We start from the raw sequence: 12,942 nt of genomic DNA on the forward strand, positions 1-12,942 counted from the left end.
TTCCTACCCGATCGCCGGCGTCGCGCGCCGTCCGTCGGCTTCCGGTCGCCGAGTGTTCGCCTGGGATCCGCCGTCCGTTCGCCCGCGGCCAGCAGGCTGCGGGGCGCAGCAGCAGAAAGAGGATCCATGCGCCGTCTCGTCCCCGTCTTCGCCGTCGCCGCGTTCGCGATCACGGCCGCCGTGCTGGGCGCCGCGCCCGCGTCCGCCCACGGCTTTTCGTCCACTGTGTACGCCGACCTCACCGCACCCGAGCGGGGACACGTCCGCGCCGCGCTGGGGCTCGAGTACGACCTGCTCGTCGTCTCGGCCGCCGACGCCGAGCGCGACGATCCGCTGTTCCGGCAAGGCACCGCGGCCTTCGACGCCCGGGACGCGGCCGCGCAGGCCGCCGCGCTCCAGGCCCACACCGCTTCGGTCGTGAAGTACGTGACCGAGCGCTTCCGCGTCACCACCGAGGGCGGAGCGTGCACTCCCGGGCAAGACGGCGGCTTCGCGATCGAGCAGCGCGACGGCGCGCCCTACACACGGCTGGTCCTCGACTACCGCTGCCCGGACGCCGAGGCGCACGAGGTGTCCAGCGGGCTGTTCCCGGACTCCGAGCAGTACGTCCGCGACACCAAGACGATCCTCACCTACGCCCTCGACCTGACCTCCGGCAGCGCCGCGCTCGACGCGCAGCAGCCGTCGTTCTCCACGCGGCAGGCCTGGACCGAACGGTTCCGGGACTTCTTCCGGCTCGGCGCGGAGCACCTGCTCACCGGGCTCGACCACATCCTGTTCCTGCTGGCGCTCATCGCGGGATCGCGGCGGCTGCGGGAGATCGTGCTCGCGGCCACGACGTTCACCCTCGCCCACTCGGTGACCTTCGTGCTGGCCGCGCTCGGCCTCGTGCGGGTGCCCGCCGCGATCATCGAGCCCCTCATCGCCCTCTCGATCGCGGTCGTCGCGGCTTGGCCGCTGTGGCGGCTCCTGCGCGGCCTGCCGGATCTCGACGCGCGCGACGGGCACTTCAGCCTCGACCGGGCCGGCTGGATCCGGCTCGGGGTGGTGTTCTGCTTCGGGCTGGCCCACGGCCTCGGGTTCGCCTCCGCGCTGGGCATCGACACCGCGTGGTCGTGGACGCTGCTGTGGTCGCTGCTGGTGTTCAACCTCGGCATCGAGGCCGTGCAGCTGGCGCTCATCGCGCTGGTCTTCCCGCTGCTCGCCGTGCTGCGCCGCCGGTCCCCCGCCGCGCCGCGCTGGACGACCGGGGCGATCGCCGCCGCGGTTTCGGTGCTCGGCCTGACCTGGTTCGTGCAGCGCGTTTCCGGGCTGTGACCGCCAGTTCTTCCGGCCCGCGCAACCGGGCCGACGAGCCTTGTTCACCTGGCTCACATGAGCGGCGTAAACGCTTCGAGCGGCTCAACCTCTCCGACCGAAATGGACCCACCCCGATGAAGTTCCTCAGATCGATCGCGGGCGCACGGCCCGCCGCCCGCGGCCTCACCGCGGCGGCGCTGGGCCTGGCCGTGGCGTTCGGCACCGGCCCGGTCACCGCGGCCGCCGCCGACGAGCCGGTGAAGCTGTCCGGCATCGTCCTCGGCGTCGGCGCCCAGGAGAACCAGCGCGTCGTGAGCTGGTACTCCGCCACCGGCGCCGCCCAGGTCGTGCAGGTCGCCCCGAGCGACCGGATCAAGCACGGCCAGTTCCCGAAGAACGCCCAGACCTTCCCGGCCACCGTCACCGCGAACAGCGTCAACGGCGGCTTCAACGCGCACGCCACGCTCGACGGCCTGCGCCAGCGCACCGGCTACTCCTACCGCGTCGGCTCCGGCGGCAGCTGGTCGCCGGTCCACACCTTCAAGACGCAGGACTTCCGCGGCGACTTCGACTTCCTGTTCTTCGGCGACCCGCAGATCGGGTCGTCGGGCAACACGGCCGAGGACGGCGCCGGCTGGGCCGACACCCTGAACGTCGCCCTCGGCGCCAACCCGAACGCCGAGCTGCTCGTCTCGGGCGGCGACCAGGTCGAGAGCGCCAACACCGAAACGCAGTGGGACGCCTTCCTCGCGTCCGACAAGCTGCGGCAGTACCCGTGGGCCGCCACCATCGGCAACCACGACGTCGGCGGCAAGGCCTACGAGCAGCACTTCTGGACCCCGAACACCGACCGCTCGTCGGCGTACTACAACGGCGACCCGGCCACCCGGTCCGGCGGCGACTACTGGTTCCGCTACAAGGACGTGCTGTTCATCGACCTGAACAGCAACGCCTACGCCGCCGGCGCGGACGAGGCGCACATCGGGTACGTCACCGACGTCGTGAAGAAGGAAGGCCGCAAGGCGAAGTACACCGTGCTGGTCTACCACCACTCGATCTACTCGCCGGCCGACCACGCCAACGACGCCGACAACCAGAAGCGCCGTCAGGACTTCCCGACCGCGTTCTCGAACCTCGGCGTCGACCTGGTCCTGCAGGGCCACGACCACAGCTACTCCCGCAGCTACGTGATCAAGAACGGGCAGAAGGCCGACCCGGGCGAGCAGCCCGGCGCCACCCAGGTGACCCAGGGTCCCGGCGGCGTCGTCTACGTGACGGCGAACTCCGCGTCGGGCTCGAAGTACTACGACCTGACCGACCCGGACACCACCCAGGACCCGAACTACGGTCCCGACCCGCTGAACCCGGACCACCACTGGGCCAACTCGGTCGAGAACCAGGAGCACGTCCGCACCTACGTCAAGGTCGGGGTGCGGGACGACAAGCTCGTCGTGCAGAACCTCCGCAGCGGCACCTGCGCCGCCCCGAACGCGGCGGTCGAGCTCGGCAAGGTCTCGTGGTGCGGCCCGGACAGCGGCGCCACCCCGGCCCAGCCGGTCGGCTCCGTCGTCGACAAGGTCACCATCCACCCCTACCGCGGCCACAACCACACGCCCCCGGGCAAGCCGTGCTGGCTCGAGCAGCCGGCCACCGGCCCCGGGCGCACCGTCACCGCGCTGAACTGACCCGCTGACCGCGTGGTGGGGCGGAGACCCCGCCCCACCACACTTTTCCCGACTTGGATCCCCATGCACATCACCCGCGTTGTCGTGGCCCTGCTGGCCGCGGCCGGCTTCGCCGCGGTCACCCCCGGCGTCGCCAGTGCCCAGGACGACGTGCCATGGACGGTGGCGACGGCGGTCAACGACCTCGGCACCGACCGGGACAACTACAGCTACACCGCCGACGCGGGCGAACGCATCGACGACGGCCTGGTGATCGCCAACCACGGCCCGGCCCCGCTCGACCTGGCCGTGTACAGCGCGGACGCGTTCACCACCGACAGCGGCCGGCTCGACCTCCTCGCCAAGGGCAAGCCGTCGACCGGGGTCGGCGCGTGGGTCCGGCCGAGCCAGGACCACCTCACTGTCCAACCGGGACAGACCGCCGAAATGCCTTTCACGGTCACGGTTCCGCCCGATGCGTCCTCCGGTGATCACCTGGGTGGCATCCTCACGTCGACGACCCAGGGCGGCGTCGAGCGGCGGGTCGGCATCCGGATCCGGCTGCGCGTCGGCGGCGACCTGCGTCCGGGCCTGTCGGTCGAGGACGCGGAAGTGGGCTACGCGGGCACCGCGAACCCGTTCGGCACCGGCGACGCCACCCTGACCTACACGCTGCGCAACACCGGCAACGCCGTCGTCGCGGCGCGGCAGTCGGCATCGGTCTCCGGCCCCTTCGGCAGCCTGCGCGTCCAGGCCGGCGCCATTCCCGACTCGCCGCAGCTGCTGCCCGGCGAGACCCGGAAGGTATCGGTGCCGGTGCACGCGGTCACCCCGGCGCTGTCCCTGACCGGGACCGTCACCGTCGTCCCGCTGCTCACCGACGCGGCTGGCTCGACCGCTCCCCTGCCCGCCACCGGGACGACGACACACGCGTGGGCCGTCCCGTGGACGCTGGTGGCCTGCGTCGTCGCGCTGATCGCCGTGCTGGTCGTGCTCCGACGCCGGCGGCGAGCCACGCCCGGCGAAGACGAGCGCCTGCCGGAGCGCGACGAGGTCGCGGTCTGATCCACCCGCGGGCAACCGGCACTACACCTCGATGTGCGAGCCCATGATGACCGTCCGGTCGCGAGGGAGCGGGCGTCGGCGGCGAGGTACGACGTCGCGATGAACAGGCGCTTGCGCCGGCCCGCCATGGTCGGCTCGTCGCCGCGGCGGAGCTCGATCTCGGACAGGAAGTAGGACGCCTCGCCGTGACGATCCGGCGGCCGCGTTGCCCCGTCGTCATGACGGTGAACGCGGTGAGCGCGATCAGCAGCGGCAGCCACGCGCCGTGGACGAGCTTGGTGAGGTTCGCCGCGGCGAACAGCAGGTCCACCGAGAGCAGCACGGCTATCGAGTGGCTCGCCTCGCGCGCGGCCGGTGCGGTTGGGCGTGGTCGCCGCCTTGGCCCTCCGTGATGCCGCGGTCGACGTGGTCGGCGTGGTGCAGTGCCTGCGCGAGCAGGCCGCGGACGTGGTCGTCCGCGGCCGAGTAGTAGACGAACGTGCCCTCGCGGCGGCCCTTGACCAACCCGGCCAGCCGCAGCTTCGCCAGGTGCTGGCTGACCGCGGTCGGGGCCGCGCCGGCCAGCTCCGCCAGGCAAGCCACCGACGACTCGCCCTGCAGCAGCGCCCACAGCACCTTGATCCGCGTCGGGTCCGCCAGCAGCCGGAGGGACTCGGCGGCGAGGTGAACCTGCTCCTCGGTGGGCATGTCGAAGTCCGGCAGCGATTCGTGCATCCGGCCAGCCTACCTGCTCATCCAGCTGCCTACGTACCTGCATGTGTACGCATATACGCTGCTAACGTGGGCAGCGAAGATCCGACGACCGCGGAACCGGAGACAGCCATGGCGAAGCAGGGCCACGACCACCGTGGACACGGGCATGCCCACGGCCACGGCCAGGGGCGGCGCCGCGGATTGAGCGCGCTGCGGCACCTGATCACGCCCCACAGCCACGACAGCGCCGACCGCGTCGACACCGCGCTCGAGACGAGCAAGCGCGGCATCAGGGCGCTCATCTGGTCGTTCACCGCGTTGTTCGTCACGGCGGTGGCGCAGCTGGCGCTGGTGCTCATCACCGGCTCGGTCGCGCTGCTGGGCGACACGATCCACAACTTCGCCGACGCGCTCACCGCGCTCCCGCTCGGGATCGCGTTCCTGCTCGGCCGCCGCGCCGCCACCCGCCGCTACACCTACGGCCTCGGCCGGGCCGAGGACCTCGCCGGAGTGGTCGTCGTGCTGCTCATCGCCGCTTCCGCGGCGCTCGCCGGCTACGAAGCGGTGCTGCGGCTGATCACCCCGCAGCCGGTCCAGCACCTGTGGGTCGTCGCGGCGGCCGGCGTGGTCGGCTTCATCGGCAACGAGCTGGTCGCGCGGTACCGGATCACGGTGGGCCGCCAGATCGGGTCGGCCGCGCTCGTGGCGGACGGCCTGCACGCCCGGACCGACGGGTTCACCTCGCTGGCCGTCGTGCTCGGCGCCGCCGGAGTCGGGCTCGGCTTCCCCGCCGCCGACCCGGTCATCGGCCTGCTCATCACCGTCGCGATCCTGTTCGTCCTGCGCGACGCGGCGAAGGAAGTCTTCCGGCGCCTGATGGACGCCGTCGACCCGGCGACCGTCGACCTCGCCGAGCGGACCGCCCGCGCGATTCCCGGGGTCCGGGACGTGACCGATCTGCGGATGCGCTGGATCGGCCACGCGCTGAGGGCGGAACTCGCGGTCCGGGTGGACGCCGACCTCACGGTCAAGCAGGCCCACCAGCTCACCCACGACGTCGAAGCCCGCCTGCGGCACGCCGTACCACGGCTCACCGCCGCGGCCATCCTCACCGAGCCCGCCGCCGGGTGGGAGAGGAGACGGGCCGAACCCGGCACGGCCGGCACGCGCACCACGTGAGTTCCCTGCGGCAGTCTCCGGTCCGGCACGACCCGGGCGTCGGCGGCCAGGCGGCGATGTCGCGCCGCTTGAGCTGCCGAACGCGGTCGGACGATTCGGTCCCGTTTCCGCCCCGCGGAGGTCTGAGGGGGGTCGACCTGCGAGCGGAAACGGGAGACTGAGGCCGGTACGGGGGTCGCCTCTCGGCGGGTGGCACGACACGGCTCCGACCGGATCGGTATTCCGTGAAGGCAAGGGGTGAGGCCCGGGGACACCGCCGTACCGACACCCTCTACAACGTCCCCGCCGCGCGATTGTTTCCGGGCCACGGCCGCCCGGCAGGTGACGTCCGTCGCTTCCGGGGCGCGGCCTGCGCACCAGCCGGTTTACCGGGGATCGGTACGGGAATGTCGCCGGTGGCCCCCGTGCTGCCACGACGCTCCGGTCACCCGCCGAGGCGGCACGCTCCGAGCGCGGCCCCGATTTCTCCCGAGGAGATCGGGGCCGTTGCGCGCACTGGCCCGGACCGCACGGCGTATCCGCAGGAGAATTCGCCCGCGGATACGCCATGGGGTTCGCGACGCGCCAAGTGATCGAAGGGTTGTTGGCAAAAAGCCCGGGTAAGCGCCGCTGACGGTCACCGATCCCGCGGAGGAACCATGAGTCCCAGCCACGTTCCCGCCCCCACCCGCGGACCGGGCCGAGCCACCCGCGCGGCGGCGTCCGCGGCCGGCGGTGCCGACCAGCGGCTGCACGCGGCCGGGGGCCTGCGGCGGCAGTTCAATAAGGTCTTCCCGACGCACTGGTCGTTCCTGCTGGGCGAGGTGGCCCTCTACAGCTTCATCGTCCTGCTGCTCAGCGGCGTGTACCTGACGCTCTTCTTCGACCCGTCGATGCAGGAAGTCACCTATCAAGGCGCCTACGCGGACCTGCGCGGCGTGCCGATGTCCCGGGCGTTCGCGACCACCCTCGACCTCTCGTTCGAAGTCCGCGGCGGGCTCTTCATGCGCCAGCTGCACCACTGGGCCGCGCTGATCTTCGTCGCCGCCATGATGATCCACATGTTCCGGATCTTCTTCACCGGAGCGTTCCGCCGTCCCCGCGAAGCCAACTGGGTGATCGGTGCGCTGCTGCTGATCCTGGGTATGTTCGAGGGCTTCTTCGGCTACTCGCTGCCCGACGACCTGCTGTCGGGCACCGGCATCCGCGCCACGCTGTCCGGCATCGTGCTGTCGCTGCCCGTGGTGGGCACCTGGATCCACTGGGCCCTCTTCGGCGGCGAATTCCCCGGCGACGTCATCATCCCCCGGCTCTACACGATCCACATCCTGCTGCTGCCCGGGATCATGCTCGCGCTCGTCGGCGTCCACCTGGCGCTGGTCTGGTACCAGAAGCACACCCAGTTCCCCGGCGTCCGCCGGAAAGAGACCAACGTCGTCGGCGTCCGGATCCTGCCCGTGTTCGCGCTCAAGGGCGGCGCCTTCTTCGCGCTCGTCACCGGCATCCTCGCGCTGATGTCCGGGCTCTTCCAGATCAACCCGGTGTGGAAGTTCGGCCCCTACGACCCGTCGAAGGTCTCCGCCGGCTCCCAGCCGGACTGGTACATGGGCTGGGCGGACGGCCTGCTGCGCGTCTACCCGCCCTGGGAGCTGTTCCTCGGCAGCCACACGGTGCCGCAGCCGTTCTTCGCCGGGGTCGTCGGCATGACCCTGCTCCTCGGCGCCCTGATCAGCTACCCCTGGCTCGAACGCCGTTTGTCCGGCGACACCGCCCACCACAACCTGGTCCAGCGTCCGCGGGACGTCCCGGTCCGCACCGGCATCGGGATGATGGCGCTGGCGTTCTACGGCGTGCTGACGCTCTCGTCGTTCAACGACATCATCGCCCTGCAGTTCGACATCTCCCTCAACGCCACCACCTGGGCCGGGCGCATCGGCCTGCTGCTCGCCCCACCCGTCGCCTACCTGATCACCTACCGCGTCTGCCTCGCCCTGCAACGCTCCGACCGCGAAGTCCTCGACCACGGCATCGAAACCGGCATCATCACCCGCACCCCGGACGGCACCTACCTGGAGATCCACCAGCCGCTCGACGGCAAGGCCCTGACCTATCAAGGCGCGTCGGTCCCGAAGAAGCCGAACAAGCTCGGCGCGGCCGGGCACGCGGTGCCGGGCAGCCTGCTGCGCCCCGACCCACCGGAGGAGACCGCGGCTCTGGAAGCGGCGGCCCGCCGCGGACAGCTGCGCCACGGCCTCGGCGGCGAACCGCAAGACGGGCAGGCCCGGCCATGACCCCGCCGGGCTCCGGCGGCACGGCGATGCCCTCCCGCTGGCAGATCGACGTTCTCGTCTACGAGGACGAGAACCTGTACCCCGTGCTGCTCCTGCAGCCGGGCCGCCCCGACGACCACCGGGAGCTGGTCCGCCTGCTGAGCAAGGCCGGCTTCGCCACCCCGGCCGGGTGGGAGTGGGAACGCGGCCTCTGGCCCTGGGCCGCCGGCTGCCACGTCGAGATCACCGACCGGCCCGCGGTGACCGTGCACGTCGGCGGCCGGAGCCTCACCGTCGGTTTCGAACCGGCGAACCCGCCACTGGAGTGGACCTGTGCCGCACACCGCCAGCGACAGGTGCTGTTCATCCTGCTCCCGCCCCGGCCCGGCACCGGCGAAGACGACCTGATCGTCGACGACCTCGCCGCGCTGGGCCGGGCCAGGGGACGGCGGGCCTGCCTGGCGGCCAGCATCCCGTTCGGCTGAGCCTTCGGCCTGACCCGGCCGTGGAACCGCTCCCCTGGCGATCCGCCGGGCGACGTGGGAAGTTGGATCCACGAGGCGCGGATCAAGGGGGTCCGCGGAGGAATCGAGGAGGGCGTGAAGATGGACCACCGGACGCACGACGTCTCCGCGGCCCTGCTCGAGCTGACGGAATCACTGCGGGCCGGCGAGTCCCGCGACGAGACCCTGGCGCGGATGGCCACCCGGGTGGTGGCGTTGCTGCCCGGCGCCGACGCCGCGAGCGTGACCTTGTTCGACGGCGGCGTGCCCCGCACCATCGCGGCCACCGAGGAGAGCGTGCTCGTCCTCGACAAGGCCCAGTACTCCCTCGACGACGGCCCCTGCCTCGAGGCGACGCGCACCGAGACGGTCGTCCGCACCGACACGGCCACGGCCCGCCGGAGGTGGCCCGTGTTCGGCGAGGCCGCGGCCGGGGCCGGCGTCGAAACGATGCTGTCCTGCCCCTTGTTCGTCGGCGTCGACGACGCGGTGACCGGGGAAGCGGCCCGCCACCACGACCTGTCGGGCGCGCTGAACGTGTGGAGCCGGAAGCAGGACGCCTTCGACCCGATGGACGCCGCCCTGGTCGCCTTGTTCACCAGCGCCATGTCCGGGATCATCCTGACCGCGGCCCGGTGGGCCCACGCCCAGGTCCAAGCCCGGCAGCTGGTCACCGCACTGGAGACCCGCGACACGATCGCCACCGCCAAGGGCATCGTGATGGCTCGCCGCGAGCTCACCGCCGACGAGGCGTTCGCCTGGCTCACCCGGCTCTCCCAGCGGACGAACCGCAAGGTCCGCGACATCGCCGCGTTCATCGTGGCCCAGCCGGCGATCGTCGAACCGGCTCAGCGCGGCGGCGCGGCGGGCTCGGCCTGACCCGCCTGCTCACCGACGAGGCCCCCGGTCTCGTTCCCGCGGGCCGGCCAGGGGCGCTCTCGTCACGGCTGCGGGTCGGCGACCTCGGCCGGGTCGAGCTGCCTGGTCACGATCTCGGCGGCGACGTCGAGCAGGGGCCGCCCGCAGCGTGAGCACGGCCATCACCATGCCGGTGGCCTGGGAGACCTGCCGGTACCGCATTCCCGCGCCCGACATCCTGGACCCGTCTCCGTCGAGCCGGCGACCGGCGTTCGGCGACAGGCCCGACAACGCGAGCGCGGCGATGCCGGTCAGCTGCCCGGCGACGACCGGCCAGGTCGGCGGCGGAGTCCGGCACGAGCACCGGGTCGCCGCCGGCGTACGCCTCGAAACCCGGACCTTCGCCCAGCGCGAACTGCACGTCCGCCAGGGCGGTGCTGACCGCGTCGGTGGCATGCACCAGCTCACTTTGCCCGGCAGGAGATGGTCGTGCGACGAACAGTCCGATGTGTGGCGATCGGCAGGTCCCTTCGAGAGTGATCGGTCGCCGCCTTCCGGCCGGCACGCCACGGACCGACCGACCTCGCGGCCGGGCGTTCGGTGATGGGGACTGCGCCAAAGAGTTCCGGCGGCTGCAGGAGTCACGGTGGTCGTGTGCGGGCCCGACGTCATGTCGGCGCTCCCGTCCTCGACCTCTGACACCGGCCGAACTGGACAGTCCGGGAACGACGCGGGTGTGACCACCCGCGTGCGAGGTGCCCACGGACTGCGCTCACCGTATCCCGGCCGACGCGGCGGGGCGGGCGCCACGGCGGCCGCCGATGCCCGGGCCGACGGAACGGCCGACCGGAACTGCGGGGGCTGGAGCCGACCCCGGTCAGGCGGTCAGGTCGGCCGGCGCGAGGGTGCCGTCGGTGACCGCACGGGTCACCTCCCGCAGGACGAGGCCGTGATGGGTGGCATGGCCGAGCACGAGAGCGCGGGCCGCCGCCGGGGTGATCCCGAGGGTGCCGGCGACCAGGCCGACGGCGTGGTCGAGCTGGACCCGGTCGTTCAGCGCCGTGACCGTGGCTTCGAGCAGCCGGTCCGCGCGGCGGTCGCCGCGTTCCTGGACCAGGGCGAGCACCGCGAGGTCCGACACCACCTGCGCCAGGTCGAGCTGCCACCGCGGCACGGTCGTCGCGGTGGCGTAGAGCAGGTTGAACCCGCCGACGGCGGTTCCGTCCAGCCGCAGCGGAACCGCGACCACCGACCGGTAGCCGGCCTCCAGGGCCGCCGGCACGAACTCGGGCCACCGCTCCCGCTCGGCCGCCAGATCCGATGCGGTGATCACCGCGGCGGCCGCGATGCAGTCCACGCACGGCCCCTGCTCGATGTGGGTCTGCAGCAGTTCGACGAACCGGGCCGTCTCGTCCGAGGCCGCCACCACCTCCAGGTGCCCGCCGGCACCGGTCAGCATCACGCCGGTCGCGGTCGCGCGCAGCAGTCCGGTGCCGACCTCGGTGACCAGGCGCAGCACGGTGGCGTTGTCCGGACTGCCCACCAGGCGCGAAGTGATCGTGACCAGCGCACTGGCCAGGTCGGGTGGAGCCGTGCCGGACTCCCCGTCAAGGCGGTTGCTCATGTTGCCTCCTGCTGAGGGGATCATTCGGCCAGCTCGTCCAGGGAGATGCGCCGCTCCAGCACGTCCCGGGCGACGTCCCGGACCGACCGGTCCAGGCCGAACGCGTGGGCGCGCAGCCGGGCGAACGCGTCGTCGAGGGTGATCTGCAGCTGCGCGGCGAGCATGCCGGTGGCGATGTTGACGTCCTGGAACGAAGCGACGGGACGGGGCGCGAAGTCGTGGCCCGCCCGCTCCGCCTCGCGGGTGTGCCGGAGCAGGGCCGCCGTGGCCAGGTCCGCCGCCAGCGCGGCATCCCGCCGCTGCGCGCTGGGCAGCCCCCCGGGACGGCGGCGGACCAGCTCGAGAGTGCCGAACTTGATCGCCCCGAACCGGAGCGGGAACGCGAACACCGCCGCCGCGCCCACCGCGAGCGCCGCGTCGGCGAACCCGGGCCAGCGCACCTGCTCGACGCTCAGGTCGGAAACCAGTACCGGGCTGCCGGTGCCGAACGCTTCCACGCCGGGGCCTTCGCCGACGGTGTACTGCAGTTCCGCCAGTCTCGCCGCCCACGGGTCACTGGCACCCAGCACCTCCTCGGAGCGGGAGCCCCCTCGCAACGCCAAGATGGCGGCGTCGGCGTGCTCCAGGGTTTCCACGCAGGCCAGGCAGACCGCCTGCGCCCAGCTGTCGCGGCGACCCGGTACCTCGGCGGCCGCGGCGATCGCCCGCCACAACCGCTCCCGAGGCTGTCCATCCACCGTTGCGCCCTCTCCACGCCGCGCGCCACCGGGCCGGCACCCGGAACCGCCAGCCTACGAGACACCGCCGCGGCGGGCATGCGGGGCGCCACCGGTGGCACGTCACCTTCGCGGCACCGGCCACCCTTGAGGGCTACCGGCGGTGGCTTCGGTCCGCCAGCGGGAAGTCGCTTGGCCCACGGTTCCGGTCGGCGACTCGGCTTCGCGGCGGTTCAAGACCTCGGCCCGGCCCGGCTGGGCCGGCGCGTCACCAACCCGTACCACCGGGTGTATCGCCGGCCGGCTCGGGTAAGCGCGGTCGACGCCGACGTTCCGGAGGACCGCATGACCGACCTGCCCTCGCCCGTCCACCACCGGACCCCGCGGCGCGGGTGGCGCTGAGTGGCCGGACGTCGCGAACCCGCCGTGGCCGCGTCGAACCAGTGGCTCGACGACGAAGGCGTGCGCGCACCTCGCGGGTCGGTGCACGCCTGGCGGATCGGAACCAACCAGACGCTGTGCGGCATCCCGTTGCGCAAAGCCGGGTTGCGGCGCTTCCCGCACGTGCTGTGGCCGGACGCCCGGTGGCTCGCCGACACCACGGACGAACGGCTGGCACTGTGCCACCGGTGCGCCGCCGCGGCCGGCGAGCACCGCGACCGCCGGCCGTGGACGCGCCGGCGACCACGGCCGTGAGAGCCTGGGCCGCGAGCCGGCTCAGCGTGCGGAGCTGCTGCGCGGCCGGTAGTCGCGCTCGCTTTCGACGCCGCCGTCGGGCGTGTGGACCACGTGGGCCACCCGTCGCTTCTTGGCCGTCTGCCGGCCCGCGACCACCGCATCGACGCGGCGCGGCGACGTGTTCGACGCCCGAGAGCCACCCTCGATCCGGTTCTTCCACACGCCGTCTTCGAGCACGGTGTGGACGTCGCCCTCGGCCATGGTGTTCCTTCCCCGCACTGACCAGGCGGACCGCTTCCGGTGACCGCCGCGACACGCGCGGCGTGACCGCGCGCCTTCGAAAACGGCCGCGGTTTCGACCGGGAGCGCGCTGCCAGAACAAGCAGCGGGCGCCGACGGCATACCACGCAGGGT

At 72.5% G+C, this 12,942-nt stretch carries 12 protein-coding genes and 1 pseudogene; 8 read left to right on the plus strand and 5 right to left on the minus strand.

The annotated features are described in order from the left end of the window. Nucleotides 1-126 precede the first annotated feature (126 nt). The 3 genes from ACZ4TR_RS12455 (at nucleotide 127) to ACZ4TR_RS12465 (ending at nucleotide 4,028) form a co-directional block, all read left to right on the plus strand. Nucleotides 127-1,317, plus strand: coding sequence for a HupE/UreJ family protein (locus tag ACZ4TR_RS12455; protein ID WP_465287103.1), 1,191 nt, complete (start codon nucleotides 127-129; stop codon nucleotides 1,315-1,317). 116 nt (nucleotides 1,318-1,433) lie between these two features. After that, the gene (locus ACZ4TR_RS12460; protein ID WP_465287104.1) at nucleotides 1,434-2,984 is read left to right on the plus strand and encodes a purple acid phosphatase family protein; all 1,551 of its coding nucleotides are present in this window, start codon (nucleotides 1,434-1,436) and stop codon (nucleotides 2,982-2,984) included. 63 nt (nucleotides 2,985-3,047) lie between these two features. Next, a complete protein-coding gene (locus ACZ4TR_RS12465; protein ID WP_465287105.1) occupies nucleotides 3,048-4,028 on the plus strand; it encodes a WxL protein peptidoglycan domain-containing protein in 981 nt (326 codons plus the stop codon). Nucleotides 4,029-4,266: 238 nt separating this feature from the next. Here the strand turns inward: ACZ4TR_RS12465 and ACZ4TR_RS12470 are convergent. Next, nucleotides 4,267-4,350, minus strand: a pseudogene (locus ACZ4TR_RS12470) (hypothetical protein); the annotation flags it as partial. Between the two features lie 2 nt (nucleotides 4,351-4,352). Then, complete coding sequence (locus ACZ4TR_RS12475) at nucleotides 4,353-4,742, minus strand: ArsR/SmtB family transcription factor (protein WP_465287106.1); 390 nt, start codon at nucleotides 4,740-4,742, stop codon at nucleotides 4,353-4,355. A 108-nt stretch (nucleotides 4,743-4,850) separates the two neighbouring features. Here ACZ4TR_RS12475 and ACZ4TR_RS12480 point away from each other — a divergent pair, with 108 nt between their 5' ends. The 4 genes from ACZ4TR_RS12480 (at nucleotide 4,851) to ACZ4TR_RS12495 (ending at nucleotide 9,531) form a co-directional block, all read left to right on the plus strand. Further along, nucleotides 4,851-5,900, plus strand: a complete 1,050-nt coding sequence (locus ACZ4TR_RS12480) for a cation diffusion facilitator family transporter (protein WP_465287355.1) — start codon at nucleotides 4,851-4,853, stop codon at nucleotides 5,898-5,900. 638 nt (nucleotides 5,901-6,538) lie between these two features. Further along, nucleotides 6,539-8,170, plus strand: a complete 1,632-nt coding sequence (qcrB, locus tag ACZ4TR_RS12485; RefSeq protein WP_465287107.1) for a cytochrome bc1 complex cytochrome b subunit — start codon at nucleotides 6,539-6,541, stop codon at nucleotides 8,168-8,170. After that, nucleotides 8,167-8,634: a hypothetical protein gene (locus tag ACZ4TR_RS12490; RefSeq protein ID WP_465287108.1), complete on the plus strand. Its 468-nt coding sequence runs from the start codon at nucleotides 8,167-8,169 to the stop codon at nucleotides 8,632-8,634. Before qcrB ends, ACZ4TR_RS12490 begins: the two co-directional genes overlap by 4 nt. A 120-nt stretch (nucleotides 8,635-8,754) precedes the next feature. Continuing rightward, complete coding sequence (locus tag ACZ4TR_RS12495; protein ID WP_465287109.1) at nucleotides 8,755-9,531, plus strand: GAF and ANTAR domain-containing protein; 777 nt, start codon at nucleotides 8,755-8,757, stop codon at nucleotides 9,529-9,531. A gap of 856 nt (nucleotides 9,532-10,387) precedes the next feature. On the opposite strand, the gene ACZ4TR_RS12500 is transcribed toward ACZ4TR_RS12495, so the two are convergent. Both ACZ4TR_RS12500 and ACZ4TR_RS12505 read right to left on the minus strand, forming a co-directional pair. After that, a complete protein-coding gene (locus ACZ4TR_RS12500; protein ID WP_465287110.1) occupies nucleotides 10,388-11,134 on the minus strand; it encodes a GAF and ANTAR domain-containing protein in 747 nt (248 codons plus the stop codon). 20 nt (nucleotides 11,135-11,154) lie between these two features. After that, a complete protein-coding gene (locus ACZ4TR_RS12505; RefSeq protein ID WP_465287111.1) occupies nucleotides 11,155-11,871 on the minus strand; it encodes an ANTAR domain-containing protein in 717 nt (238 codons plus the stop codon). Nucleotides 11,872-12,252: 381 nt separating this feature from the next. Here ACZ4TR_RS12505 and ACZ4TR_RS12510 point away from each other — a divergent pair, with 381 nt between their 5' ends. Further along, nucleotides 12,253-12,546 (plus strand): hypothetical protein, encoded by a 294-nt coding sequence (locus ACZ4TR_RS12510; protein WP_465287112.1) that lies wholly within the window; start codon nucleotides 12,253-12,255, stop codon nucleotides 12,544-12,546. Between the two features lie 21 nt (nucleotides 12,547-12,567). On the opposite strand, the gene ACZ4TR_RS12515 is transcribed toward ACZ4TR_RS12510, so the two are convergent. Next, a complete protein-coding gene (locus ACZ4TR_RS12515) occupies nucleotides 12,568-12,789 on the minus strand; it encodes a DUF2188 domain-containing protein (protein WP_364517799.1) in 222 nt (73 codons plus the stop codon). Between the last annotated feature and the right edge of the window lie 153 nt (nucleotides 12,790-12,942).

Source organism: Amycolatopsis sp. NPDC028719, from assembly GCF_055565395.1.

Excerpts from the sequence above, each read along its gene's own strand:
- ACZ4TR_RS12455 (WP_465287103.1), top strand. The coding sequence starts at position 127 with ATGCGCCGTCTCGTCCCCGTCTTCGCCGTCGCCGCGTTCGCGATCACG.
- ACZ4TR_RS12460 (WP_465287104.1), top strand. The coding sequence starts at position 1,434 with ATGAAGTTCCTCAGATCGATCGCGGGCGCACGGCCCGCCGCCCGCGGC.
- ACZ4TR_RS12465 (WP_465287105.1), top strand. The coding sequence starts at position 3,048 with ATGCACATCACCCGCGTTGTCGTGGCCCTGCTGGCCGCGGCCGGCTTC.
- ACZ4TR_RS12475 (WP_465287106.1), bottom strand. The coding sequence starts at position 4,742 with ATGCACGAATCGCTGCCGGACTTCGACATGCCCACCGAGGAGCAGGTT.
- ACZ4TR_RS12480 (WP_465287355.1), top strand. The coding sequence starts at position 4,851 with ATGGCGAAGCAGGGCCACGACCACCGTGGACACGGGCATGCCCACGGC.
- qcrB (WP_465287107.1), top strand. The coding sequence starts at position 6,539 with ATGAGTCCCAGCCACGTTCCCGCCCCCACCCGCGGACCGGGCCGAGCC.
- ACZ4TR_RS12490 (WP_465287108.1), top strand. The coding sequence starts at position 8,167 with ATGACCCCGCCGGGCTCCGGCGGCACGGCGATGCCCTCCCGCTGGCAG.
- ACZ4TR_RS12495 (WP_465287109.1), top strand. The coding sequence starts at position 8,755 with ATGGACCACCGGACGCACGACGTCTCCGCGGCCCTGCTCGAGCTGACG.
- ACZ4TR_RS12500 (WP_465287110.1), bottom strand. The coding sequence starts at position 11,134 with ATGAGCAACCGCCTTGACGGGGAGTCCGGCACGGCTCCACCCGACCTG.
- ACZ4TR_RS12515 (WP_364517799.1), bottom strand. The coding sequence starts at position 12,789 with ATGGCCGAGGGCGACGTCCACACCGTGCTCGAAGACGGCGTGTGGAAG.